At 39.4% G+C, this 26,188-nt stretch carries 25 protein-coding genes and 1 pseudogene; 24 read left to right on the plus strand and 2 right to left on the minus strand.

Going from position 1 to position 26,188, the window contains the following annotated elements:
• Positions 1–935 precede the first annotated feature (935 nt).
• The 15 genes and pseudogenes from HMPREF2607_RS07705 (at position 936) to HMPREF2607_RS10255 (ending at position 14,931) form a co-directional block, all read left to right on the plus strand.
• Positions 936–1,250: a YdcP family protein gene (locus HMPREF2607_RS07705; protein WP_000420682.1), complete on the plus strand. Its 315-nt coding sequence runs from the start codon at positions 936–938 to the stop codon at positions 1,248–1,250.
• A 15-nt stretch (positions 1,251–1,265) separates the two neighbouring features.
• Positions 1,266–1,652 carry a YdcP family protein gene (locus HMPREF2607_RS07710; protein WP_000985015.1) on the plus strand — a complete coding sequence of 129 codons (387 nt, stop codon included), beginning with the start codon at positions 1,266–1,268 and terminating at the stop codon, positions 1,650–1,652.
• Between the two features lie 28 nt (positions 1,653–1,680).
• Positions 1,681–3,066 (plus strand): FtsK/SpoIIIE domain-containing protein, encoded by a 1,386-nt coding sequence (locus tag HMPREF2607_RS07715; RefSeq protein ID WP_000813488.1) that lies wholly within the window; start codon positions 1,681–1,683, stop codon positions 3,064–3,066.
• A gap of 2 nt (positions 3,067–3,068) precedes the next feature.
• On the plus strand, positions 3,069–3,221 hold the full coding sequence (locus HMPREF2607_RS10245; RefSeq protein ID WP_000879507.1) for a hypothetical protein: 153 nt from the start codon (positions 3,069–3,071) through the stop codon (positions 3,219–3,221).
• 22 nt (positions 3,222–3,243) lie between these two features.
• Positions 3,244–4,449 carry a MobT family relaxase gene (gene mobT / locus HMPREF2607_RS07720; protein WP_000398284.1) on the plus strand — a complete coding sequence of 402 codons (1,206 nt, stop codon included), beginning with the start codon at positions 3,244–3,246 and terminating at the stop codon, positions 4,447–4,449.
• A 42-nt stretch (positions 4,450–4,491) separates the two neighbouring features.
• Positions 4,492–4,713, plus strand: coding sequence for a hypothetical protein (locus HMPREF2607_RS07725; protein ID WP_001009056.1), 222 nt, complete (start codon positions 4,492–4,494; stop codon positions 4,711–4,713).
• A 116-nt stretch (positions 4,714–4,829) separates the two neighbouring features.
• A complete protein-coding gene (locus HMPREF2607_RS07730) occupies positions 4,830–5,327 on the plus strand; it encodes an antirestriction protein ArdA (RefSeq protein WP_000342539.1) in 498 nt (165 codons plus the stop codon).
• Between the two features lie 88 nt (positions 5,328–5,415).
• Positions 5,416–5,808: a conjugal transfer protein gene (locus HMPREF2607_RS07735; protein ID WP_000723888.1), complete on the plus strand. Its 393-nt coding sequence runs from the start codon at positions 5,416–5,418 to the stop codon at positions 5,806–5,808.
• The gene (locus tag HMPREF2607_RS07740) at positions 5,792–8,239 is read left to right on the plus strand and encodes a conjugal transfer ATPase TcpF (protein ID WP_000331160.1); all 2,448 of its coding nucleotides are present in this window, start codon (positions 5,792–5,794) and stop codon (positions 8,237–8,239) included. The genes HMPREF2607_RS07735 and HMPREF2607_RS07740 overlap by 17 nt, the downstream gene beginning before the upstream one ends.
• A 2-nt stretch (positions 8,240–8,241) precedes the next feature.
• Complete coding sequence (locus HMPREF2607_RS07745) at positions 8,242–10,419, plus strand: CD3337/EF1877 family mobilome membrane protein (protein WP_000804748.1); 2,178 nt, start codon at positions 8,242–8,244, stop codon at positions 10,417–10,419.
• On the plus strand, positions 10,416–11,417 hold the full coding sequence (locus tag HMPREF2607_RS07750; protein ID WP_000769868.1) for a bifunctional lytic transglycosylase/C40 family peptidase: 1,002 nt from the start codon (positions 10,416–10,418) through the stop codon (positions 11,415–11,417). The genes HMPREF2607_RS07745 and HMPREF2607_RS07750 overlap by 4 nt, the downstream gene beginning before the upstream one ends.
• Positions 11,414–12,349: a conjugal transfer protein gene (locus tag HMPREF2607_RS07755; RefSeq protein WP_001224320.1), complete on the plus strand. Its 936-nt coding sequence runs from the start codon at positions 11,414–11,416 to the stop codon at positions 12,347–12,349. Before HMPREF2607_RS07750 ends, HMPREF2607_RS07755 begins: the two co-directional genes overlap by 4 nt.
• Positions 12,350–12,662: 313 nt before the next feature.
• Positions 12,663–12,710: pseudogene (locus tag HMPREF2607_RS10760) on the plus strand (hypothetical protein); the annotation flags it as partial.
• 15 nt (positions 12,711–12,725) lie between these two features.
• Positions 12,726–14,645: a tetracycline resistance ribosomal protection protein Tet(M) gene (tet(M), locus tag HMPREF2607_RS07760; protein WP_004632336.1), complete on the plus strand. Its 1,920-nt coding sequence runs from the start codon at positions 12,726–12,728 to the stop codon at positions 14,643–14,645.
• Positions 14,646–14,763: 118 nt separating this feature from the next.
• Positions 14,764–14,931, plus strand: coding sequence for a cysteine-rich KTR domain-containing protein (locus HMPREF2607_RS10255; RefSeq protein WP_000336323.1), 168 nt, complete (start codon positions 14,764–14,766; stop codon positions 14,929–14,931).
• A 59-nt stretch (positions 14,932–14,990) separates the two neighbouring features.
• Here the strand turns inward: HMPREF2607_RS10255 and HMPREF2607_RS07765 are convergent, their stop codons facing one another.
• Entirely contained in the window at positions 14,991–15,344 is a 354-nt protein-coding gene (locus HMPREF2607_RS07765) for a helix-turn-helix transcriptional regulator (RefSeq protein ID WP_001227347.1), read from the minus strand.
• 504 nt (positions 15,345–15,848) lie between these two features.
• Here HMPREF2607_RS07765 and HMPREF2607_RS07770 point away from each other — a divergent pair.
• Positions 15,849–16,271: a sigma-70 family RNA polymerase sigma factor gene (locus HMPREF2607_RS07770; RefSeq protein ID WP_000804885.1), complete on the plus strand. Its 423-nt coding sequence runs from the start codon at positions 15,849–15,851 to the stop codon at positions 16,269–16,271.
• Positions 16,268–16,498 carry a helix-turn-helix domain-containing protein gene (locus HMPREF2607_RS07775; RefSeq protein ID WP_000857133.1) on the plus strand — a complete coding sequence of 77 codons (231 nt, stop codon included), beginning with the start codon at positions 16,268–16,270 and terminating at the stop codon, positions 16,496–16,498. The genes HMPREF2607_RS07770 and HMPREF2607_RS07775 overlap by 4 nt, the downstream gene beginning before the upstream one ends.
• Before the next feature lie 225 nt (positions 16,499–16,723).
• On the opposite strand, the gene HMPREF2607_RS10675 is transcribed toward HMPREF2607_RS07775, so the two are convergent.
• Positions 16,724–16,975: a hypothetical protein gene (locus tag HMPREF2607_RS10675; RefSeq protein ID WP_001845478.1), complete on the minus strand. Its 252-nt coding sequence runs from the start codon at positions 16,973–16,975 to the stop codon at positions 16,724–16,726.
• On the opposite strand from HMPREF2607_RS10675, the gene HMPREF2607_RS07780 reads away from it, so the two are divergent.
• The 7 genes from HMPREF2607_RS07780 (at position 16,959) to HMPREF2607_RS07810 (ending at position 25,948) form a co-directional block, all read left to right on the plus strand.
• On the plus strand, positions 16,959–17,162 hold the full coding sequence (locus HMPREF2607_RS07780) for an excisionase (RefSeq protein WP_000814511.1): 204 nt from the start codon (positions 16,959–16,961) through the stop codon (positions 17,160–17,162). The two genes, HMPREF2607_RS10675 and HMPREF2607_RS07780, sit on opposite strands and share 17 nt — an antisense overlap.
• An 81-nt stretch (positions 17,163–17,243) precedes the next feature.
• Complete coding sequence (locus HMPREF2607_RS07785) at positions 17,244–18,461, plus strand: tyrosine-type recombinase/integrase (RefSeq protein ID WP_001291561.1); 1,218 nt, start codon at positions 17,244–17,246, stop codon at positions 18,459–18,461.
• A 399-nt stretch (positions 18,462–18,860) separates the two neighbouring features.
• Positions 18,861–23,600, plus strand: a complete 4,740-nt coding sequence (locus tag HMPREF2607_RS07790; protein WP_070476587.1) for a glycoside hydrolase family 70 protein — start codon at positions 18,861–18,863, stop codon at positions 23,598–23,600.
• 230 nt (positions 23,601–23,830) lie between these two features.
• Entirely contained in the window at positions 23,831–24,568 is a 738-nt protein-coding gene (locus HMPREF2607_RS07795; protein ID WP_070476589.1) for a YhfC family glutamic-type intramembrane protease, read from the plus strand.
• Entirely contained in the window at positions 24,555–24,830 is a 276-nt protein-coding gene (locus HMPREF2607_RS07800; RefSeq protein WP_070476591.1) for an autorepressor SdpR family transcription factor, read from the plus strand. The genes HMPREF2607_RS07795 and HMPREF2607_RS07800 overlap by 14 nt, the downstream gene beginning before the upstream one ends.
• Positions 24,820–25,407, plus strand: coding sequence for a DUF1648 domain-containing protein (locus tag HMPREF2607_RS07805; protein WP_070476594.1), 588 nt, complete (start codon positions 24,820–24,822; stop codon positions 25,405–25,407). Before HMPREF2607_RS07800 ends, HMPREF2607_RS07805 begins: the two co-directional genes overlap by 11 nt.
• 211 nt (positions 25,408–25,618) lie before the next feature.
• Entirely contained in the window at positions 25,619–25,948 is a 330-nt protein-coding gene (locus tag HMPREF2607_RS07810; protein ID WP_014632901.1) for a bacteriocin immunity family protein, read from the plus strand.
• Positions 25,949–26,188: the final 240 nt, after the last annotated feature.

The following is a 26,188-nucleotide window of genomic DNA, read 5'->3' on the forward strand; positions in this document are numbered from 1 at the left end:
ATATAAATTACTATTATTATTTTCCTATCAGAACTCTAGATGATTAAATAGACGAAAAAGCCAGCGTTTGCTGGTTTTTTAGTGAAGATAACGTTTTGCTTTTTGTTTAGGTGATTTTTCACGATTAAATCCTAATAATTTTATCCCTCTCATATTCAAAAGAAGGAGCCATAGACGTGTTATAAAGGGTATTATATTTGTATGTAGAAAATAGAGTTAGGGGTAGTTATGGGGAACTATCTTCGTTAAACTCAAGGTGTAACTGGCTTTTTAGAGGAGGAAAATCATGCTTATCTTGGCTTGGATTATCATTGTCATATTATTTCTTTTAATTTCGAATTATTACATTTATAAAACAGATTCCAGAACACGAAAAAAGCATTCCTCTATGCAATTATTAAAACCATAGGTGCATTTTTCACTAGTAGGTGGTAGTAAATAGAAAGTGAGTAAAAACACCAATCAAGAGTTTTTCGGACTACCAAACATGGAAAGCAGCGCAACCTCCTAACCCATTAGCCACACATGCTTTCACAGTCATTCGCTAATACCTCCCACAAAGCCTTTATTTTATCTTAGAAATGAAGGTTTTTTCAAAGAAAAATAGCATAAAAATCTAGTTATCCGCATAAAAACTGGACTTATCACACTTTATCAAGGTCAAAACCACTCAATTTACTACTAATTTACTACTTATGAATGAGCTTTGATACGACGATTTATCCTTGAAAAGTGAAGATATAAAGATACTTCCAATAAAATTTGAATATTTAATAGGTAGACACTTCAAAAAATGAGGTGTCTTTTTTTTTACCCGATTTTGAAAGGAAGTGAACTTATGAAAACAAAAAATCAAGAATCAAAAGGTCGTTCCCCACTCTTTAAGACCATCAAACATTCATTCAGCCAATAAAAAAGAAAGGATAGGTAAAAATATGGAACTTAAATTTGTGATTCCCAACATGGAAAAAACATTCGGCAATTTAGAATTTGCTGGCGAGGATAAAGTCGTTCAGCGAAGAATCAACGGACGGCTAACTGTCTTATCAAGAAGCTATAATCTCTATTCTGATGTTCAAAGAGCAGATGATATTGTGGTGGTGCTTCCTGCTGAAGCTGGCGAAAAACATTTCGGCTTTGAGGAACGTGTGAAGTTAGTCAATCCACGTATTACCGCAGAGGGCTACAAAATCGGCACTCGTGGTTTTACAAATTACCTTTTACATGCTGACGACATGATAAAAGAATAAAGAAAGAGAGGAAAAATGATGAGATTAGCAAATGGCATTGTATTAGATAAAGACACGACTTTTGGAGAATTGAAATTCTCTGCTCTACGTCGTGAAGTGAGAATCCAAAATGAAGACGGGTCGGTTTCAGATGAAATCAAGGAACGTACCTATGACTTAAAATCCAAAGGACAAGGACGCATGATTCAAGTAAGTATTCCTGCCAGCGTGCCTTTGAAAGAGTTTGATTATAACGCACGGGTGGAACTTATCAATCCCATTGCGGACACCGTTGCTACTGCCACCTATCAAGGAGCAGATGTTGACTGGTATATCAAGGCAGACGATATTGTGCTGACAAAGGATTCTAGTTCATTCAAAGCTCAACCACAAGCAAAGAAAGAACCGACACAAGACAAATAGTCGCTAGGTAGAAAGGAGACTTTTTCGCATGAAACAGCGTGGTAAAAGGATTCGCCCATCTGGTAAAGATTTAGTCTTTCATTTTACGATAGCGTCACTCCTGCCTGTTTTCCTGCTGGTTGTCGGACTGTTTCATGTGAAGACAATCCAGCAGATCAACTGGCAGGATTTTAACCTATCACAAGCAGATAAGATTGACATTCCCTATTTAATTATCAGTTTCAGTGTCGCAATTCTTATCTGCTTGCTGGTAGCGTTTGTATTCAAACGGGTTCGCTATGATACGGTTAAACAACTTTACCACCGTCAAAAACTGGCAAAGATGATACTTGAAAACAAGTGGTATGAATCTGAACAGGTCAAAACAGAGGGTTTCTTTAAAGATAGTGCTGGTCGTACAAAGGAAAAGATAACCTACTTCCCTAAAATGTATTATCGACTTAAAAATGGCTTGATACAGATACGGGTGGAAATCACGCTGGGAAAATATCAAGACCAACTCTTACACTTGGAAAAGAAATTAGAGAGTGGCTTGTACTGTGAGCTGACGGATAAAGAGTTAAAGGATTCCTATGTGGAATATACTTTGCTCTATGACACCATAGCCAGTCGTATTTCTATTGATGAAGTAGAAGCTAAAGATGGTAAACTTCGCTTAATGAAAAACGTATGGTGGGAATATGATAAGCTCCCTCATATGTTGATTGCTGGTGGTACAGGTGGCGGTAAAACTTACTTTATACTGACACTGATTGAAGCCTTGCTTCATACAGATTCAAAACTGTATATTCTTGACCCGAAAAATGCTGACCTTGCGGACTTAGGTTCTGTGATGGCAAATGTCTACTATAGAAAAGAAGACTTGCTTTCTTGCATTGAAACATTCTATGAAGAAATGATGAAACGTAGTGAGGAAATGAAGCAGATGAAGAACTATAAGACTGGCAAAAATTATGCTTACTTAGGTCTCCCGGCACACTTCTTAATCTTTGATGAATACGTCGCTTTCATGGAAATGCTGGGAACAAAAGAAAACACCGCAGTTATGAATAAGCTGAAACAGATTGTCATGTTAGGTCGTCAAGCTGGCTTCTTTCTAATACTGGCTTGTCAACGTCCAGACGCAAAATATTTAGGCGACGGAATCCGTGATCAGTTTAATTTCAGAGTGGCTTTAGGTCGTATGTCTGAAATGGGCTATGGCATGATGTTTGGCAGTGACGTACAAAAGGATTTCTTCTTAAAGCGAATCAAAGGTCGTGGCTATGTTGATGTAGGAACAAGTGTCATATCAGAGTTTTATACTCCCCTTGTACCAAAAGGATATGATTTCTTGGAGGAAATTAAAAAGTTATCCAACAGCAGACAGTCCACGCAGGCGACGTGCGAAGCGGAAGTCGCAGGTGTGGACTGATCTTGCTGGCTGGTGTGGCAATAGCCACGCCAGCACTTAACCCCCCGTATCTAACAGGGGGGTACAAATCGACAGGAAACAGTCAAAAAAACATTAGAAAATCCTTTGGTTACAAGGGATTTACAAAATTTCAGCGTATGTCAAATGGGCTTTAAAAGTTGACATACGCCTTTTTGATTGGAGGGATTTTTACTGAATGAACAAACTTGGTTACAGCATTTAAAAGAAAAACGCTTGGCTTATGGACTATCTCAAAACCGTTTAGCTGTTGCGACTGGTATTACAAGGCAGTATCTAAGCGATATTGAAACAGGAAAAGTCAAGCCATCAGAGGATTTACAGCAGTCCCTTTGGGAAGCTCTGGAACGCTTCAATCCCGACGCTCCCCTTGAAATGCTGTTTGATTATGTAAGGATTCGCTTTCCGACAACAGACGTACAGCAGGTGGTCGAAAACATCTTACAACTGAAACTGTCCTATTTTCTTCATGAGGACTATGGTTTCTATTCTTATTCAGAGCATTATGCTTTAGGCGACATATTCGTCCTTTGCTCCCATGAACTGGACAAAGGAGTTCTGGTGGAATTGAAAGGTCGTGGGTGCAGACAATTTGAAAGCTATCTTCTGGCACAACAAAGAAGCTGGTATGAGTTCTTTATGGACGTTTTGGTGGCTGGCGGTGTGATGAAACGCCTTGACCTTGCCATTAACGATAAGACAGGGATTTTGAATATCCCTGTACTCACTGAAAAGTGCCAACAGGAAGAATGTATCTCCGTCTTCCGCAGTTTTAAAAGCTATCGCAGTGGCGAACTGGTACGCAAAGAGGAAAAGGAATGTATGGGAAACACCCTCTATATCGGTTCATTACAAAGTGAAGTTTATTTCTGTATCTATGAAAAGGACTACGAGCAGTACAAGAAAAATGATATTCCCATTGAAGACGCAGAAGTAAAAAACCGTTTTGAGATTCGATTGAAAAATGAGCGTGCCTATTATGCAGTCCGTGATTTACTCGTCTATGACAATCCAGAGCATACCGCCTTTAAAATTATCAATCGGTATATCCGTTTTGTAGATAAAGACGATTCCAAACCTCGTTCTGATTGGAAACTGAATGAAGAATGGGCTTGGTTTATTGGGAACAATCGTGAACGATTAAAACTAACCACAAAACCAGAGCCTTACTCCTTCCAAAGGACGCTGAACTGGCTATCTCATCAAGTTGCCCCGACCTTAAAGGTTGCGATTAAACTTGATGAAATCAACCAGACGCAGGTTGTAAAAGACATTCTCGACCATGCGAAACTGACAGACCGACACAAGCAGATTTTGAAGCAACAGTCAGTAAAAGAACAGGACGTGATAACAACAAAAAAATAACTCAAATACAAATTCATTGAATATAGAGAGGAGAACATTTTTATGAATTTTGGACAAAACCTTTATAACTGGTTTCTATCAAACGCTCAATCACTGGTGCTTTTAGCAATCGTTGTGATTGGCTTGTATCTTGGCTTCAAGCGTGAGTTTAGCAAACTGATTGGCTTTTTAATTATTGCGATTATTGCGGTTGGCTTAGTCTTCAACGCTGCTGGAGTAAAAGACATTTTACTAGAGCTATTCAATCGCATTATTGGTGCTTAAATAAAACCGTTCTTTTGTGGAATATAAGTGGTTTTCTTATGTTCCGCAAAGGAATGGTACACCAAACGAAGTGCGGTAGGGATTTTTGAATCTCTACAAAGAAAGGACGTGAATATATGGACGATATGCAAGTCTATATTGCGAATTTAGGCAAATACAATGAGGGCGAATTGGTCGGTGCGTGGTTTACCTTTCCCATTGACTTTGAGGAAGTCAAAGAGAAAATCGGCTTGAATGATGAATATGAGGAATACGCCATTCATGACTACGAGTTACCCTTTACGGTTGACGAATACACTTCCATTGGCGAACTCAATCGACTATGGGAAATGGTATCGGAATTACCCGAAGAATTACAATCGGAGCTATCTGCTCTGCTCACTCATTTTTCAAGCATTGAAGAACTAAGCGAACATCAAGAGGATATTATCATTCATTCCGATTGTGATGATATGTATGACGTGGCACGCTACTACATTGAAGAAACGGGTGCTTTAGGCGAAGTACCAGCTAGTCTTCAAAACTATATTGATTATCAAGCCTATGGTCGGGATTTAGACCTTTCAGGAACGTTTATCTCAACCAATCATGGGATTTTTGAAATCGTCTATTAAATCTGTCGGTACATTACTACTGGCAGATTTTCTATTTTACGGGGTGGCTCAATCAGCTACCCCTATTTTTTATGAAAGGATTGATTACATGAAGAAAATACGAAGCTATACCAGTATCTGGTCTGTGGAAAAGGTACTGTATTCTATCAATGATTTTAGACTTCCGTTTCCCATAACCTTTACGCAAATGACATGGTTTGTCGTGTCACTCTTTGCAGTGATGATACTTGGCAACTTGCCCCCTCTTTCCATGATAGAGGGAGCATTTCTCAAATACTTTGGGATTCCTGTGGCTTTCACATGGTTTATGTCTACAAAAACTTTTGATGGTAAAAAGCCTTATGGATTTTTGAAGTCTGTCATTGCTTATGCACTGCGACCAAAGCTGACCTATGCAGGAAAAAAAGTAACGCTTGGCAGAAACCAGCCACAAGAAGCCATTACAGCAGTTAGGAGTGAATTTTATGGCATATCCAATTAAATACATTGAAAACAATCTCGTCTGGAATAAAGACGGGGAATGTTATGCTTACTATGAGCTTGTTCCTTACAATTACTCATTTCTAAGTCCAGAACAGAAAATACAAGTGCATGATTCTTTCAGACAGCTTATCGCACAAAATCGTGATGGCAAAATTCATGCTTTACAAATCAGTACAGAATCCAGCATACGTTCTGCACAAGAGCGTTCCAAAAATGAAGTCACTGGCAAGCTCAAAGCGGTTGCCTATGACAAAATCGACCAACAGACAGACGCTTTAATATCCATGATTGGCGAAAATCAAGTGAACTACCGTTTCTTTATCGGCTTTAAGTTGCTTCTCAACGATCAGGAGTTTTCTATGAAAAGTCTTACCGTTGAAGCAAAAAATGCTTTGTCTGATTTTGTCTATGATGTGAACCATAAGCTGATGGGCGATTTTGTTAGTATGAGTAATGATGAAATCCTGCGTTTTCAGAAGATGGAAAAGCTCTTAGAAAATAAAATCTCTCGTCGTTTCAAAATCCGCAGGTTAGATAAGGACGACTTCGGCTATCTGATTGAACACCTTTACGGACAGACAGGCACTGCCTATGAAGAGTATGAGTACCATCTATCAAAGAAAAAGCTGGATAATGAAACGCTGATTAAATACTATGACTTGATTAAGCCTACTCGCTGTTTGGTGGAAGAAAAACAGCGATATTTGAAAATCCAGCAGGAAGATGAAACCGTCTATGTAGCTTACTTTACCATTAACAGCATTGTCGGAGAACTGGACTTCCCGTCCTCTGAAATCTTCTACTACCAGCAACAGCAATTTACATTCCCGATTGATACGTCAATGAATGTGGAAATTGTAGCGAATCGTAAAGCCCTATCTACTGTCCGCAATAAAAAGAAAGAACTGAAAGACTTGGATAACCACGCTTGGCAAAGTGATAATGAAACCAGCTCCAATGTGGCGGAAGCTCTGGAAAGTGTGAATGAGCTGGAAACCAATTTAGACCAAAGCAAGGAATCTATGTACAAGCTGTCTTATGTGGTAAGGGTATCAGCAAATGATCTTGACGAACTCAAACGTCGTTGTAATGAAGTGAAAGATTTTTATGACGATTTAAGCGTAAAACTGGTACGACCATTTGGGGATATGCTCGGCTTACATGAAGAATTTTTACCTGCCAGCAAGCGTTATATGAATGATTATATTCAATACGTGACCTCTGATTTCCTCGCTGGTTTAGGTTTTGGTGCTACTCAAATGCTGGGGGAAAATGAGGGGATTTATGTTGGCTACAGCTTAGATACTGGACGCAATGTCTATCTGAAACCTGCTCTTGCCAGTCAAGGGGTTAAGGGTTCAGTAACCAATGCGTTAGCGTCGGCTTTTGTTGGTTCGCTGGGTGGTGGTAAATCCTTTGCGAATAACCTTATCGTCTATTATGCGGTGCTTTATGGGGCACAAGCAGTGATTGTAGACCCAAAAGCAGAACGTGGCAGATGGAAAGAAACCTTGCCAGAGATTTCCCATGAAATCAATATCGTCACTCTGACTTCTGATGAGAAAAACAAAGGCTTACTTGACCCTTATGTGATTATGAAAAATCCCAAAGATTCTGAATCACTGGCTATTGATATTCTGACATTCCTTACGGGGATTTCCTCTCGTGATGGGGAACGCTTCCCAATCCTTAGAAAAGCCATTCGTGCAGTAACCAATAGTGAAGTACGAGGGTTGATGAAAGTGATTGAGGAATTACGGGTTGAGAATACGCCACTAAGTACCAGTATAGCCGACCATATCGAAAGTTTTACAGACTATGACTTTGCACATTTATTATTCAGTAATGGTTATGTGGAGCAGTCTATCAGCTTAGAAAAACAACTGAACATTATACAGGTTGCGGACTTGGTACTTCCCGACAAGGAAACTTCCTTTGAGGAATATACCACTATGGAGCTTTTATCCGTTGCTATGCTGATTGTCATTAGTACCTTTGCTTTAGACTTTATCCATACAGACCGAAGCATTTTCAAGATTGTAGATTTAGACGAAGCATGGAGCTTTTTACAGGTAGCACAAGGAAAAACACTATCTATGAAGCTGGTTCGGGCTGGTCGTGCTATGAACGCTGGGGTATATTTCGTGACCCAAAATACAGACGACCTCTTAGATGAAAAACTGAAAAATAACCTCGGCTTAAAATTTGCATTTCGTTCCACTGACCTTAACGAGATTAAAAAGACCTTAGCCTTTTTTGGTGTAGACCCAGAGGACGAAAACAATCAGAAGCGATTGCGTGATTTGGAAAACGGGCAATGCCTTATCAGTGATTTATATGGTCGTGTCGGTGTGATACAGTTCCACCCTGTATTTGAAGAACTGCTCCATGCCTTTGATACCAGACCACCTGTGCGAAAAGAGGTGTAAATGTGAAACCATCAATAGTAAACAGAATAAAATCAAACTGGACGCTGAAACGTCTAGGTAAAGTGGCAATGACAGTGGCTTTCACACTTGTGATTGCCATTTTTCTTTTAGCCATGCTGGGAACGGTGGTTCAAGCTGCGGGCTTGGTAGATGATACGGTCAATGTGGCAAATGAATACAGCCGATACCCACTTGAAAACTATCAACTGGATTTTTATGTGGATAATAGCTGGGGCTGGCTTCCGTGGAACTGGTCGGACGGGATTGGAAAACAGGTCATGTATGGACTATATGCCATTACCAATTTTATTTGGACAATCAGTTTGTATGTTTCCAATGCGACAGGTTACTTAGTACAGGAAGCCTATTCCTTAGACTTCATTTCCGCTACAGCAGATTCCATTGGTAAGAATATGCAGACCTTAGCTGGTGTGAGTGCAAACGGATTTTCAACAGAGGGTTTCTATGTTGGATTCCTCTTACTCTTGATTTTGGTTCTTGGGGTTTATGTTGCCTATACGGGACTGATAAAGAGAGAAACCACAAAGGCAATTCATGCCATTATGAATTTTGTGCTGGTGTTTATCCTATCGGCTTCCTTTATTGCCTACGCTCCCGACTACATTAAAAAAATCAATGACTTTTCATCAGACATCAGTAATGCCAGTTTATCACTTGGCACGAAGATTGTCATGCCCCATTCCGATAGTCAAGGCAAGGACAGCGTGGACTTAATCAGAGATAGCCTGTTTTCCATACAGGTTCAGCAACCGTGGCTACTGCTTCAATACAACAGTTCAGACATTGAAAGTATCGGTATTGACCGTGTGGAAAGCCTGCTCTCCACCAGCCCAGATTCCAACAATGGCGAAGACAGAGAAAAAATTGTTGCGGAAGAAATTGAAGACAGAAGCAATACCAATCTAACCATTACAAAGACCATTAACCGTTTAGGTACAGTCTTCTTCCTATTTGTCTTCAATATTGGGATTTCCATATTTGTATTCCTATTAACAGGAATCATGATTTTCTCGCAGGTACTTTTTATCATCTATGCTATGTTTCTGCCTGTGAGCTTTATTTTAAGCATGATTCCATCATTTGATGGTATGTCAAAACGAGCCATAACAAAGCTCTTTAATACCATTTTGACACGAGCTGGAATCACATTGATTATTACGACAGCATTTAGTATTTCAACCATGCTCTATACCTTATCGGCTGGTTATCCGTTCTTTTTGATTGCTTTTCTACAGATTGTGACCTTTGCAGGAATCTACTTCAAGCTGGGCGATTTAATGAGTATGTTTTCTCTACAGAGTAACGATTCTCAAAGTGTGGGAAGTCGTGTGATGAGAAAACCTCGTATGCTTATGCACGCTCACATGCACCGTCTACAGCGGAAACTTGGACGTTCCATGACTACTCTAGGGGCTGGGTCTGCCATTGTTACAGGTAAAAAAGGACAGTCGGGTTCGGGGAGTTCTGCAAGGACACAAGCAGATCACTCCCGACCAGACGGAAAGGAAAAATCAACACTTGGAAAACGTATCGGTCAAACCATCGGTACAGTAGCTGATACCAAAGACAGAATGGTAGACACTGCTAGTGGTTTGAAAGAACAGGTTAAAGATTTGCCGACCAATGCAAGATATGCAGTATATCAAGGAAAATCCAAAGTAAAAGAGAATGTCCGTGATTTAACCAGTAGTATTTCTCAAACCAAAGCGGACAGAGCCAGTGGACGCAAGGAACAGCAGGAACAAAGGCGAAAAACCATTGCGAAGCGTCGCTCTGAAATGGAACAGGTCAAACAGAAAAAACAGCCTGCTTCTTCTGTTCATGAAAGACCGACTACAAGACAAGAACAATATCATGATGAACAGACCTCAAAACAGTCTAATATTCAGACTTCATATAAGGAATCTCAACAAGCCAAACAAGAGCGTCCAGCAGTTAAGTCCGATTTTTCAAGTCCAAAAGTGGAACGCCAAGGCAATACCGTTCAAGAAAAAACCGTTCAAAAGCCAGCAACTTCAACCACTACAGCAGATAGAACTTCACAACGTCCAATCACAAAAGAACGTCCGTCTACTGTTCAAAGAGTACCACTACAAAATACAAGAAGTAGACCACCAATCAAAACCGCCACCATTAAGAAAGTCGGTAAGAAACCATGAAGTTGAAAACTTTAGTGATTGGTGGTTCTGGATTATTCTTGATGGTCTTCTCACTGCTTCTGTTTGTTGCCATTTTATTTTCAGATGAACAGGACAGCGGAATTTCCAATATTCATTATGGAGGTGTGAATGTTTCCGCAGAAGTGCTGGCTCATAAGCCTATGGTAGAAAAATATGCCAAAGAATATGGCGTTGAAGAATATGTCAACATACTTCTTGCGATTATACAGGTGGAATCGGGCGGTACTGCGGAAGATGTTATGCAGTCCTCGGAATCCCTCGGTCTTCCACCTAATTCATTGAGTACAGAAGAATCCATTAAGCAAGGTGTGAAGTATTTCAGTGAATTATTAGCCAGTAGCGAAAGGCTCAGTGTAGATTTAGAATCGGTTATCCAATCCTACAATTATGGTGGTGGTTTCTTAGGGTATGTGGCTAATCGTGGAAATAAATATACCTTTGAACTGGCTCAAAGTTTCTCAAAAGAGTATTCAGGTGGCGAAAAAGTGTCTTACCCCAATCCCATAGCCATACCTATCAATGGGGGCTGGCGATACAACTATGGCAATATGTTTTATGTGCAACTGGTAACGCAGTATCTTGTCACAACAGAGTTTGATGATGATACGGTACAAGCCATCATGGACGAAGCACTGAAATATGAGGGCTGGCGATACGTTTACGGTGGAGCTTCCCCGACTACTTCTTTTGATTGTAGCGGACTGACACAATGGACGTATGGAAAAGCTGGAATTAACTTACCACGAACCGCACAACAGCAATATGATGTGACCCAGCATATCCCACTATCGGAAGCACAAGCTGGCGATTTGGTTTTCTTTCATTCTACCTATAACGCTGGCTCTTATATTACTCATGTTGGGATATACCTTGGCAATAACCGTATGTTTCATGCAGGCGACCCAATCGGTTATGCCGACTTAACAAGCCCCTACTGGCAACAGCATTTAGTGGGAGCAGGACGAATCAAACAATGAGAAAGGAAGATTTAATGATGAAATTTAGAAAAAATCAGAATAAAGAAAAACAGATACCAAAGGAAAAGAAACCTCGTGTCTACTATAAGGTCAATCCTCATAAAAAGGTTGTGATTGCCTTGTGGGTACTTTTAGGGCTTAGTTTCAGCTTTGCGATATTCAAGCACTTTACAGCTATAGATACTCATACTATTCACGAAACAACTATCATAGAAAAGGAATACGTTGATACTCATCATGTAGAAAATTTTGTAGAGAACTTTGCGAAAGTCTACTATTCATGGGAGCAATCCGATAAGTCCATTGATAATCGAATGGAAAGTCTAAAAGGCTATCTGACAGATGAACTTCAAGCTCTCAATGTTGATACAGTACGCAAAGATATTCCTGTATCGTCTTCTGTAAGAGGATTTCAGATATGGACGGTAGAGCCAACTGGCGACAATGAGTTTAATGTAACCTACAGTGTAGACCAGCTCATTACAGAGGGAGAAAATACAAAGACCGTCCACTCTGCTTATATAGTGAGTGTCTATGTAGATGGTTCTGGAAATATGGTACTGGTTAAGAATCCGACCATTACCAACATACCTAAGAAATCAAGTTATAAACCAAAAGCCATTGAAAGTGAGGGGACGGTTGATTCCATTACAACCAATGAAATCAATGAGTTTTTAACGACGTTCTTCAAGCTCTATCCTACAGCGACAGCCAGTGAACTTTCCTACTATGTGAATGACGGGATATTAAAACCAATCGGAAAAGAGTACATCTTTCAAGAACTGGTAAATCCTATTCACAATCGTAAGGATAATCAAGTCACGGTATCGCTGACAGTGGAGTATATCGACCAGCAGACCAAAGCAACGCAGGTATCTCAATTTGATTTGGTACTTGAAAAGAACGGGAGTAATTGGAAGATTATAGAATAACAAATATTGGTACATTATTACAGCTATTTTGTAATCACGTACTCTCTTTGATAAAAAATTGGAGATTCCTTTACAAATATGCTCTTACGTGCTATTATTTAAGTATCTATTTAAAAGGAGTTAATAAATATGCGGCAAGGTATTCTTAAATAAACTGTCAATTTGATAGTGGGAACAAATAATTGGATGTCCTTTTTTAGGAGGGCTTAGTTTTTTGTACCCAGTTTAAGAATACCTTTATCATGTGATTCTAAAGTATCCGGAGAATATCTGTATGCTTTGTATGCCTATGGTTATGCATAAAAATCCCAGTGATAAGAGTATTTATCACTGGGATTTTTATGCCCTTTTGGGCTTTTGAATGGAGGAAAATCACATGAAAATTATTAATATTGGAGTTTTAGCTCATGTTGATGCGGGAAAAACTACCTTAACAGAAAGCTTATTATATAACAGTGGAGCGATTACAGAATTAGGAAGCGTGGACAGAGGTACAACGAAAACGGATAATACGCTTTTAGAACGTCAGAGAGGAATTACAATTCAGACGGCGATAACCTCTTTTCAGTGGAAAAATACTAAGGTGAACATCATAGACACGCCAGGACATATGGATTTTTTAGCAGAAGTATATCGTTCATTATCAGTATTAGATGGGGCAATTCTACTGATTTCTGCAAAAGATGGCGTACAAGCACAAACTCGTATATTGTTTCATGCACTTAGGAAAATAGGTATTCCCACAATCTTTTTTATCAATAAGATTGACCAAAATGGAATTGATTTATCAACGGTTTATCAGGATATTAAAGAGAAACTTTCTGCGGAAATTGTAATCAAACAGAAGGTAGAACTGCATCCTAATATGCGTGTAATGAACTTTACCGAATCTGAACAATGGGATATGGTAATAGAAGGAAATGATTACCTTTTGGAGAAATATACGTCTGGGAAATTATTGGAAGCATTAGAACTCGAACAAGAGGAAAGCATAAGATTTCATAATTGTTCCCTGTTCCCTGTTTATCACGGAAGTGCAAAAAACAATATAGGGATTGATAACCTTATAGAAGTGATTACGAATAAATTTTATTCATCAACACATCGAGGTCAGTCTGAACTTTGCGGAAAAGTTTTCAAAATTGAGTATTCGGAAAAAAGACAGCGTCTTGCATATATACGTCTTTATAGTGGCGTACTGCATTTGCGAGATCCGGTTAGAATATCGGAAAAGGAAAAAATAAAAATTACAGAAATGTATACTTCAATAAATGGTGAATTATGTAAAATCGATAAGGCTTATTCCGGGGAAATTGTTATTTTGCAGAATGAGTTTTTGAAGTTAAATAGTGTTCTTGGAGATACAAAGCTATTGCCACAGAGAGAGAGAATTGAAAATCCCCTCCCTCTGCTGCAAACGACTGTTGAACCGAGCAAACCTCAACAAAGGGAAATGTTACTTGATGCACTTTTAGAAATCTCCGACAGTGACCCGCTTCTGCGATATTATGTGGATTCTGCGACACATGAAATCATACTTTCTTTCTTAGGGAAAGTACAAATGGAAGTGACTTGTGCTCTGCTGCAAGAAAAGTATCATGTGGAGATAGAAATAAAAGAGCCTACAGTCATTTATATGGAAAGACCGTTAAAAAAAGCAGAGTATACCATTCACATCGAAGTTCCACCGAATCCTTTCTGGGCTTCCATTGGTCTATCTGTAGCACCGCTTCCATTAGGGAGCGGAGTACAGTATGAGAGCTCGGTTTCTCTTGGATACTTAAATCAATCGTTTCAAAATGCAGTTATGGAGGGGATACGCTATGGCTGTGAACAAGGATTGTATGGTTGGAATGTGACGGACTGTAAAATCTGTTTTAAGTATGGCTTATACTATAGCCCTGTTAGTACCCCAGCAGATTTTCGGATGCTTGCTCCTATTGTATTGGAACAAGTCTTAAAAAAAGCTGGAACAGAATTGTTAGAGCCATATCTTAGTTTTAAAATTTATGCGCCACAGGAATATCTTTCACGAGCATACAACGATGCTCCTAAATATTGTGCGAACATCGTAGACACTCAATTGAAAAATAATGAGGTCATTCTTAGTGGAGAAATCCCTGCTCGGTGTATTCAAGAATATCGTAGTGATTTAACTTTCTTTACAAATGGACGTAGTGTTTGTTTAACAGAGTTAAAAGGGTACCATGTTACTACCGGTGAACCTGTTTGCCAGCCCCGTCGTCCAAATAGTCGGATAGATAAAGTACGATATATGTTCAATAAAATAACTTAGTGTATTTTATGTTGTTATATAAATATGGTTTCTTGTTAAATAAGATGAAATATTTTTTAATAAAGATTTGAATTAAAGTGTAAAGGAGGAGATAGTTATTATAAACTACAAGTGGATATTGTGTCCTGTATGTGGAAATAAAACACGATTAAAGATAAGGGAAGATACTGAATTAAAAAAATTCCCCCTCTATTGTCCGAAATGCAGACAAGAAAATTTAATTGAAATAAAGCAGTTCAAAGTAACTGTGATTACAGAGCCAGACGCAAAGACGCAGAGCCGATAAAATGAGATTAATACAATCTCATTTTATCGGCTCTTTCCGTTATGTATGGATTCTTTTAATTAGTCTTCGATGTTTCTTGCTTCGTTGATACCGCTGGCTAAAGATTCCATTAAGGATAGTTCTTTGTCTGTAAAGCTATCCATGTATTTCTCTATCTGTAATCGTCGGGTGCTTTTTACCAAGTTATTAGCAGGTAAGAAAAATTCATCAACGGAAACATGAAGTAACGATACAAGGTCATAAAGAACTTGTATGCTGGGGTGTTGCCCTTTATTTTCAATATTAGTTAAGTACCGTGGGTCAATTTCAATCAATGCTCCCACTTGTTCACGAGTTAAACCTCGTTTCAATCGAGCTTCTTTAATGGCTAAACCAAAGGCTCTAAAATCATATTTATCTTCTTTTTTACGCATAGTAGACCACCTCTATACATTTTATTGTTCCTACTGAATTAAAAACAGGTATAGAAAAACGTGTTATATGGTTTATAGGTTTATATTTAATAAAAAGCACTACTAAACGCCAATAAAAAAAACCGTTATATGGTAGTGCTATTTACGCTGTTAAAATATTGTATATTACTTCCAAATGGCGGTTTGTTGGAGGTCAACGTCGCCATGAAGTACATCATATACAATAAATTTCCTTACATTGGGTTCTTGTCAAAAAAAGTCGTCTATCTGCAATAGATAAGTACGTCCACCAATGTGGTTTTATAAATCATATAGATAGAATAACAGAAGCATGTAAACAGAGAAATAAATCTGTTTATATGCTTTTTTGGCTATTCAGAACTTTTTTACAAAGTTTATTTATCAGTAATGCAACAAATCCCCCTTTCACATTGGGACTAAGAGTGAAAGGAGATAAACGAGCAAGGCTCACTTCCTTTCCTAGACAGAAAGGGGGTGAGAAACATGAAACCATCTTCTTTTCAGACCACAATAGAAAATCAGTTTGACTATATCTGTAAACGTGCTATGGAAGACGAGCGAAAGAATTATATGCTTTATCTTTCAAGGATTGCAAAGCGTGAGGTGTCCTTTTCGGATGTTGGCGATTATCTTGTTAGCCAGTTTGCGACAACAGATAACTATTCAACTGACTTTCAGATTTTTACACTCAATGGGTTATCAGTAGGCGTTGAAAATGATTTGTTGAGTGAAGCATTACGTGAGTTGCCAGACAAGAAACGTGAAATTCTACTGCTGTTTTACTTTATGGACATGAGCGATTCAGAAATTGCAGACCTGTTGAAATTGAACCGTTCTACTGTCTATCGGCATAGAACCAGTGGACTAGCCTTAATTAAAAAGTTTATGGAGGAATTTGAAGAATGAAAACACAATATCCTATGATTCCCTTTCCTCTCATTGTAAAGGCAACAGATGGCGATACCGAAGCGATTAACCAGATTCTACATCATTACAGAGGGTACATAACGAAGCGTTCCCTACGACTTATGAAAGATGAATATGGCAATCAAAGTATGGTCGTTGATGAAGTCTTACGTGGAAGAATGGAAACCAGACTGATTACAAAGATTTTGTCATTTGAAATTAAGTAATATCCTCTCTCCTTTCGTGGAAGCGTGCTAAACCATTCCACGCTTCCCGAACAGGGAGGTTTGTTATTCCACCAAAGCATATTGAGCTTTCAATGTGTTTTGATAGGCTAACGAGCCATTGTTCTTTGAAAACTGAATAAAAGTAATCGAATACGTTTCGATAAGAAAAGAGCCAACGGAACTAACCGCCATGACCTATCTTATAAAGATAGCGAGCGATTCATGTTAGTGATCCGAGAAGCAATCTTTAGCAGGATTGCCTGCAACGACATTCTTATCGTGATAATGATACTCCCATACAGTCAATAGTCCGAGCGTGATAAAACCGTCGCAGGCAATGAGTATGGCTACATGAGAACCATGCAGGGGTGGAACTCCCGTGAGCTTTGCTAAAGCTGTTCGATTGCTGGTAAAACAACTTTTATGAAATCCAAATAAGTGATTTGGAAAGGAGGATTTTATGAAGCAGACTGACATTCCTATTTGGGAACGTTATACCCTAACCATTGAAGAAGCGTCAAAATATTTTCGTATTGGCGAAAACAAGCTACGACGCTTGGCAGAGGAAAATAAAAATGCAAATTGGCTGATTATGAATGGCAATCGTATTCAGATTAAACGAAAACAATTTGAAAAAATTATAGATACATTGGACGCAATCTAGCGTCGCCAAAGGGTCTTGTATATGATAAAATAGTATTAAGTCGTATCAAGGCTCTTTCCATAAAGGAAAGGAGCAAATGCCATGTCAGAAAAAAGACGTGACAATAAAGGTCGAATCTTAAAGACTGGAGAGAGCCAACGAAAAGACGGAAGATACTTATACAAATATATAGATTCATTTGGAGAACCGCAATTTGTTTACTCGTGGAAACTTGTGGCTACAGACCGAGTACCAGCAGGAAAGCGTGATTGTATCTCACTTAGAGAGAAAATCGCAGAGTTACAGAAAGACATTCATGATGGTATTGATGTTGTAGGAAAGAAAATGACACTCTGCCAGCTTTACGCAAAACAGAACGCTCAAAGACCAAAGGTTAGAAAAAACACTGAAACTGGACGCAAATATCTTATGGATATTTTGAAGAAAGACAAGTTAGGTGTAAGAAGTATTGACAGTATTAAGCCATCAGACGCTAAAGAATGGGCTATTAGAATGAGTGAAAATGGTTATGCTTATCAAACCATCAATAACTACAAACGTTCTTTAAAGGCTTCATTCTATATTGCTATACAAGATGATTGTGTTCGGAAGAATCCATTTGACTTTCAACTGAAAGCAGTTCTTGATGATGATACTGTCCCTAAGACCGTACTAACAGAAGAACAGGAAGAAAAACTGTTAGCCTTTGCAAAAGCTGATAAAACCTACAGCAAAAATTATGATGAAATTCTGATACTCTTAAAAACAGGTCTTCGTATTTCAGAGTTTGGTGGTTTGACACTTCCAGATTTAGATTTTGAGAATCGTCTTGTCAATATAGACCATCAGCTATTGAGAGATACTGAAATTGGGTACTACATTGAAACACCAAAGACCAAAAGTGGCGAACGTCAAGTTCCTATGGTTGAAGAAGCCTATCAAGCATTTAAGCGAGTGTTAGCGAATCGAAAGAATGATAAGCGTGTTGAGATTGATGGATATAGTGATTTCCTCTTTCTTAATAGAAAGAACTATCCAAAAGTGGCAAGTGATTACAACGGCATGATGAAAGGTCTTGTTAAGAAATACAATAAGTATAACGAGGATAAATTGCCACACATCACTCCACATAGTTTGCGACATACATTCTGTACCAACTATGCAAATGCAGGAATGAATCCAAAGGCATTACAGTACATTATGGGACATGCTAATATAGCCATGACGCTGAACTATTACGCACATGCAACATTCGATTCTGCAATGGCAGAAATGAAACGCTTGAATAAAGAGAAGCAACAGGAGCGTCTTGTTGCTTAGTAGTACAAATGAATTTACTACTTATTTACCACTTCTGACAGCTAAGACATGAGGAAATATGCAAAGAAACGTGAAGTATCTTCCTACAGTAAAAATACTCGAAAGCACATAGAATAAGGCTTTACGAGCATTTAAGAAAATATAAAAAGATAATTAGAAATTTATACTTTGTTTTATTTAAAAATAAATTAAGATTGTTGGGGTGCAAGGAGTGCTTGGAGGGGCTATAACCTAATGATACCGTTAGTTACCAATTCCTCGTTTCGTCTACCATTCATTTGAGCCTGATTTCTTAGAAAACCAGGGGCTATACATTAAGCTGACATTATAGTTGTGTAATTGTATTCCCTTGTCAAATAGCTTATGATAGAAGTAATATAAGGGAAAAAGGTATATAATATGGAACAAAAAGTACGCTTTAAAATGCATAAAGTGAAGAAGAATTGGGTGACAATTGGGGTAACAGCACTTTCAATGGTTACTGTTGCTGGTGGAACCTTGTTGGCGGATCAACAGGTTCAGGCCGATGAGCAAAATCCTGCGAATCAGTCGGGTGATAGCAGTCAGGAACTACTTCAAGAAACGCCTGCCACAACTAATGATGCAGCAACTACGGTAGCACCAACTATCACAGCAGATGCTAATACTGCTAGCGTCAACATCCCTGTCGCAGATGCTACTAGCACGACAACAAGTGTGACAGATAGAGCAGCCACACCTACCACAAACGCAGCGACAGTTGATACCAACTCAGATCAAGCAGCACCAAGCACAAATGTGCAACCAGCTGCAGCTGATACGAGTGCTACAACTACAGATACAACCAACAATACTACAACAGCCACTACAGACCGTGCAGCAACAACGGATACGGCAAATACAGAAGCTCGTACACGTAGTCGTCGTGCCTTGGCAGAAACTCGTGAAGCCAACACCAACACAACGACTGGAATCCAATGGATCAACGGCAAACAATACTATGTCAATAGTGACGGTAGTGTGCGTAAAAACTTCGTTTTTGAGCAAGACGGTAAGTCTTATTACTTTGATGCTGAAACAGGGGCTCTTGCAACTAAGTCACAGGATGAATTTTCAACAGAACCTATCAAGGCAACTGTAGATTTTTCATCTGGAAACCAGCTCTACAAAAACGATGACAAGTCTTTGGACCAACTTGACACCTTCATCACAGCGGATGCTTGGTACCGTCCAAAGAGCATTCTCAAGGATGGTAAGACTTGGACGGCTTCAACCGAGGCTGACAAACGTCCACTCTTGATGGTTTGGTGGCCTGACAAGTCAACTCAGGTTAACTACCTTAACTACATGCAAAATCAAGGTCTTGGTGCAGGCTCATTTTCAACAAACTCTAGTCAGGAAAGTCTAGACCAAGCTGCCAAGATGGTTCAGACTAAGATTGAAGAACGTATCGCTCGTGAAGGCAACACAAACTGGTTGCGTACAAGTATCGACCAGTTCATCAAGACTCAGCCAGGTTGGAATAGTAGCACTGAAAATAGTTCATACGACCACTTGCAAGGTGGACAGTTGCTCTTTAACAACAGTAAGGGTGATACTGGCAACCGTACCAGTCACGCCAACTCTGACTATCGTTTGCTTAACCGCACACCGACTAACCAGACGGGTACACGTAAGTACTTCAAGGACAATTCTATCGGTGGTCTTGAGTTCTTGCTTGCCAACGATATTGATAACTCAAACCCAGCTGTTCAGGCAGAGCAACTTAACTGGCTCCACTTTATGATGAATATTGGAAGCATCATGGCCAATGATCCAACTGCCAACTTTGACGGTTTGCGTGTCGATGCCTTGGACAATGTGGACGCCGACCTGCTCCAAATCGCTTCAGATTACTTCAAAGCAGCCTATGGTGTTGACAAGTCTGAAGCCAATGCCATTAAGCACTTGTCATACTTGGAAGCTTGGTCTGCCAATGACCCATACTACAACAAGGACACTAAGGGAGCACAACTTCCGATTGATAATGCCCTTCGTAATGCCCTTACCAACCTCTTGATGCGTGATAAAAATACACGTATGCAACTTGGGGACATGACTGCTTTCATCAATAGTAGTTTGAATCCACGTGGTGCCAATGATAAAAACGGTGAGCGTATGGCTAACTATATTTTCACCCGTGCCCATGATACAGAAGCTCAAACCATTATTCAACGTATCATCCGTGATCGTATCAATCCAAATTTGTTTGGTTACAATTTCACCCGTGATGAAATCAAGAAAGCCTTCGAGATTTACAATGAGGATATTGATAAGGCTCACAAGACTTATGCATCATACAACTTGCCATCTGTCTATGCCCTCATGTTGACCAATAAGGACTCTGTAACACGTGTTTATTACGGAGACCTCTACCGTGAAGATGGTCACTACATGGCTAAAAAGACACCTTACTTTGATGCCATTGACACCCTCTTGCGTGCTCGTATCAAGTATGTAGCTGGTGGTCAAGATATGGAAGTGAAGAAAGTCGGAAATGATGGACTCTTGACATCTGTTCGTTATGGTAAAGGTGCCAATAACAGAACAGATTTGGGAACTTCAGAAACTCGTACGCAAGGTATGGGTGTCATTATGACCAACAACTATGATTTCCGCTTGGGTAGCAATGAAACTGTAACGATGAACATGGGTAGAGCACACCGTAATCAGCTTTATCGCCCATTGCTTTTGACGACTAAGGATGGTATAGCAACCTACCTCAACGATTCTGATGTGCCTAAACACCTTCTTAAACGCACTGACTGGAATGGGAACTTGACCTTCAATGCCAACGATGTTTTTGGTGTAGAAAATGTCCAAGTCTCAGGTTACCTCGGTGTCTGGGTACCAGTCGGAGCTAAGGAAAACCAAGACGCACGTACACAGCCAAGTAACCGTGCGAATAGTGATGGCCAAGTTTACAAGTCTTCAGCAGCCCTTGATTCGCAAGTCATGTATGAAGCCTTCTCAAACTTCCAAGCCTTTGCGGACGATCAGCCAGAACTCTATATGAACCGTGTCTTGGCTAAGAACACTGACTTGCTCAAAGCTTGGGGGATCACGTCGGTTGGACTTCCACCACAGTATGTTTCAAGTAAAGATGGCACTTTCCTTGACTCAACAATTGATAATGGTTATGCCTTTGATGACCGTTATGATATGGCCTTAAGTCAAAATAACAAGTACGGCTCACTTGAGGACCTCCTTAATGTCCTTCGTGCCCTCCATAAAGACGGTATTCAAGCCATTGCTGACTGGGTGCCAGACCAAATCTATAACCTCCCAGGAAAAGAAGTGGTAAATGCGACACGTGTTAATGGTTATGGTAACCACCAAGTAGGCTACCAAATCATTGACCAAGCCTATGTGGCTAATACTCGTACAGATGGTACAGACTATCAAGGTAAATACGGTGGTGCCTTCCTTGATGAGCTTAAAGCTAAGTACCCATCTATTTTCAACCGTGTGCAAATCTCAAATGGAAAACAGTTGCCTACGAATGAAAAGATTACTAAATGGTCTGCTAAGTACTTCAACGGAACTAATATCCTTGGACGAGGTATCAACTTTGTCCTTCGTGATGACAAGACTAACCAGTACTTTAATACTTCAGCCAACAGCCAACTCTTGCCAACACCACTTCGCGATACAGTTGCCATCACAAGCACTCAAGTCTTCCAACGTCGTGGACAAGATGTTTATTTCCTACGTGATAACCAAGCTGTTAAGAATGAATTTGTTCAAGACGGAAACGGTAACTGGTATTACTTCGGTGGTGATGGTAAGATGACCAAGGGTGCCCAAAACATCAATAACAAGGATTACTATTTCTTTGACAATGGTATCCAATTGCGTAACGCCCTTCGTCGTGCTAGCAACGGCTATACCTACTATTACGGTCTAGACGGCGCAATGGTTAAGAATGCCTTCGTTGATTTTGATGACAAACATAAGCAGGTTCGTGCCTTTACGACTCAAGGAACAATGGTAGTGGGTAACCTTCATTGGAGTGGCCACCATTTCTACTTTGACCGTGAAACTGGTATCCAGGCTAAGGATCGCGTTGTTCGTACAGATGATGGCAAATTGCATTACTATGTTGCTGAAACTGGTGACATGGGACGTAACGTCTTTGCGACAGACAGCAGCACAGGTAAACGTTATTACTTTGACGCTGACGGTAATACTGTGACTGGTTCACGTGTCATTGATGGTAAGACTTATTACTTTAACCAAGATGGTAGCGTCGGTACGGCCTACAGCAATCGTGCAGATTCTATTATCTTTGAAAATGGTAAGGCTCGCTACATCACACCAGCAGGCGAAATCGGACGCAGCATCTTTGTATATAATCCAGCAACTAAGGCTTGGAATTACTTTGATAAAGAAGGTAACCGTGTTACAGGACGTCAATACATTGATGGTCACCTTTATTACTTCAAGGAAGATGGTAGCCAAGCTAAGGGTGAAATTATCGAAGAAAATGGCATCAAATATTATTATGAGCCAGGCTCAGGTATTCTTGCTAGCGGACGCTATCTCCAAGTAGGTGATGACCAGTGGATGTACTTCAAACACGATGGTTCACTGGCTATCGGCCAAGTTCGTGCTGATCATGGATACCTTAAGTACTTTGATAAAAATGGTATCCAAGTTAAGGGGAAAACTGTTGTCGAAGATGGTAAGACTTATTACTATGATGCCCACAGTGGAGCTCTTGTCACAAGCAGCTTTGCTGAGATTGCACCAAACCAATGGTCTTACTTCAATACTGATGGCCAAGCCCTTAAAGGCAAGTGGACTATCAATGGCAAGGAATACTACTTTGACGAAAATGGTATCCAATACAAAGGCAAGGCCATTAAGGTCGGCAGTCGTTACAAGTACTATGACGAAAACGACGGTCAACCTGTAACCAACCGCTTTGCTCAAATCGAGCCTAACGTCTGGGCTTACTTCGGAGCTGATGGCTATGCCGTGACAGGGGAACAAGTCATCAATGGCCAACACCTTTACTTTGACCAATCAGGTCGCCAAGTTAAAGGTGCCTACGTCACAGTCAACGGCCAACGCCGTTACTACGATGCCAACACTGGCGAATATGTCCCAGGAAGATAAGCAGTAGTAGCCCATGTGACTGACCAGAGAATACACAGCCGAGAATGAGGGAAAATTCTCAAGAAGAAAGATCGTGAAAACGGTCTTTTTTTGTATCCCTATTTCGATTTTTTTCGAAATAACCTTGACAGTGCTTTCAGAAAAGCGTAGAATCTATTTCGAAAAGTATAGAAATAGGTATTCTGACCTAAGTCGTATTGATGCTCCGTTTCAATGAAAGGATAAATCAAATGGAAACATTCCTTTTTATGGCAATTCTTACCATGTTGGTTATCGCCGTCATTAGTTTTATCGTTCTGAAGAAAAGATGGCAATTTTCAATCAAGCTCTTTTTAGTCGGTCTGATTGGTTTTGCCTTACCTGTCATGATGATTGAAGGACCTATCAATGCCCTAGTTCTTTCAAGCTTTGGTCACTCTTCTAAATGGTTCACCATTATTTATGGAGGGCTTATGGCTGGCCTTGTTGAAGAAACAACTCGCTATTTGGTTTTTAAGGTACTTGCAAAGAAAAGAAGTTTGATGACGTCTGATATTGTAGCCTACGGTTTTGGACATGGTCTTAGTGAATTTATCTTCCTTGGAGTGCTGGGCTTACTCACTAACATCATTGTTTTGCAGGCCATCCATTCAGGTCAGGCCAGTCAGTTACCTTCAACTCTTGTGAGTCAGGTCAACCAATTAACAGGCTTTGCTGTGGTTATGTCTCTCTTTGAAAGACTAGTTGCCTTGGTGTTACAAGTCTTGCTTACAGCTTGGGATTTTCTAGCAGTCACTAAGCATAGACTTTCATTCTATTTCTGGGCAATTATACTCCATGCTGCCATTGATTTTTTGGCAGGTGCTTATCAGCTAGGGATAGTCAGCAATCTCTTACTAATCGAACTTATTTTAGCTATTTATGTGTTAGGTATTGGACTTCTGACACGTCGGATTTGGAGAAAGGAGGGAACTCATGGGCTTATCTGAAACACTAAAAGCTATCTCTGCCCCTGTGAGGAGAGAAATTTTAGACTATCTAAAGTCTGGACCCAAGTCCGCTGGTGAAATCAGCCAGCAGTTTGATTTAGCTCCCGCAACAGTTTCCCATCATTTGTCTACCTTGAGAAAATCGGGACTTATTGAAGAAGAAAAGCAGAAGAATTTTATCTACTACAGTTTAAACCTGACCGTTTTTGAAGAAATTTTAACTTGGATTCAATCACTTGGAGGAAAAGAAGATGAAAAATAATATGCAAAGAGTCATTGGTAATATAGTGATACTTACACCGGTTATTGTCGGACTAGTCTTTTACAAACAACTGCCAAATCAGATTGCTATCCACTTTAATGTGGAAGAGCAAGCCAATGGTTTTATGAACCGCAATCTAGCAATAGTAGCCCTACCTTTTCTTGCGTTAATCATATATAATCTTTGTTTTTCATTCTTTAAACAAATAACGATTCCATTCTTAAAAGAGTTTATGCTATGGTTGGTCCCAATCTCTACTGTGCTTATCCAAGGTCTTATATTGACTGTTGCCTTAGGAGGTCATGTTCAAGTTCGCTTGACTGTGATTTGGTTAGTGGCACTTATTTTTCTAGTGATTGGAAATTATCTTCCTAAAAGTATTGGCCTGGCTACAAAAAATCATAACCAGAGCAGTAAATCAGTAGTGAGAAAGTTGGGATACCTAATGATTGGAATAAGTCTTGCCTTGCTAATAAGTTTCTGCTTTAATCCCTATACTACAATTATGGTTTTGGGCATTTTTATAGTTCTTATCTTGAGTATCTTGTTACCCAATTTTCGCTGTTTAAGAAAATAAAGAGAAGTAATCGTCTGATTACTTCTTTTTGTCCGTTCGTGCATTCGTGGCAGAAGGATATTTTTGTTCTTGAATTTAATATGCTAGATGTGTATAATGATGTCATAGCGAACTATCAAAAGAGGTCGTTGCTCATGACAACACAAACAATTAACCAATTTAATTCACTTGCTCGACCTAATCTTGCTACAGGTTATAGGAGGTAATCTAGATGACAAAAAGCAATAACACGCAAATTACGGATATCTTAAACAATATCTATAATCTGATTGTAAATCCAGAAACAACTGAAAATGAGAGAGAGTTGCTTGTCAAGTTTAAAAATGAAATAGAAGTTGGGAAGAAGGATAATGATGAACTTCTAGCAGAATTATGTAGAGCTATTCAAGTTCTAGCAGTCCGCAATCTTTCTAAAGGCAAATCACTGAGTTCTGGAGTGAGTGACTTGAGTAAGACGCTCACAGAATTCCAAGAAAAATCAGAGCGTAACTTTAATCTAGCAAGAGGATTAACATCACTCGGCAGTTTGTCTTTTAAATGATTTATCTGCTTGTGATGATTAGTAAAATGACAAAAAAGATCAACTAAACCCATTAAGTTGGATTTAGTTGATCTTTTATTGTTCTTATCTTGAGTGTCATAATACCTAATTTTCGCTATTTAAGAAAATAAAAAGAAGTAATCGTCTGATTACTTCTTTTTGTCTCCCAAAAACAGCTTGCTAAAATAAGTGTTCTAATGATATAATACAAGTATATTAATCTAATTTTCTAAGGAGTAT

Origin of the sequence: Streptococcus sp. HMSC078H03, from assembly GCF_001808655.1 — a bacterium.
Lineage (GTDB): Bacteria > Bacillota > Bacilli > Lactobacillales > Streptococcaceae > Streptococcus > Streptococcus salivarius_G.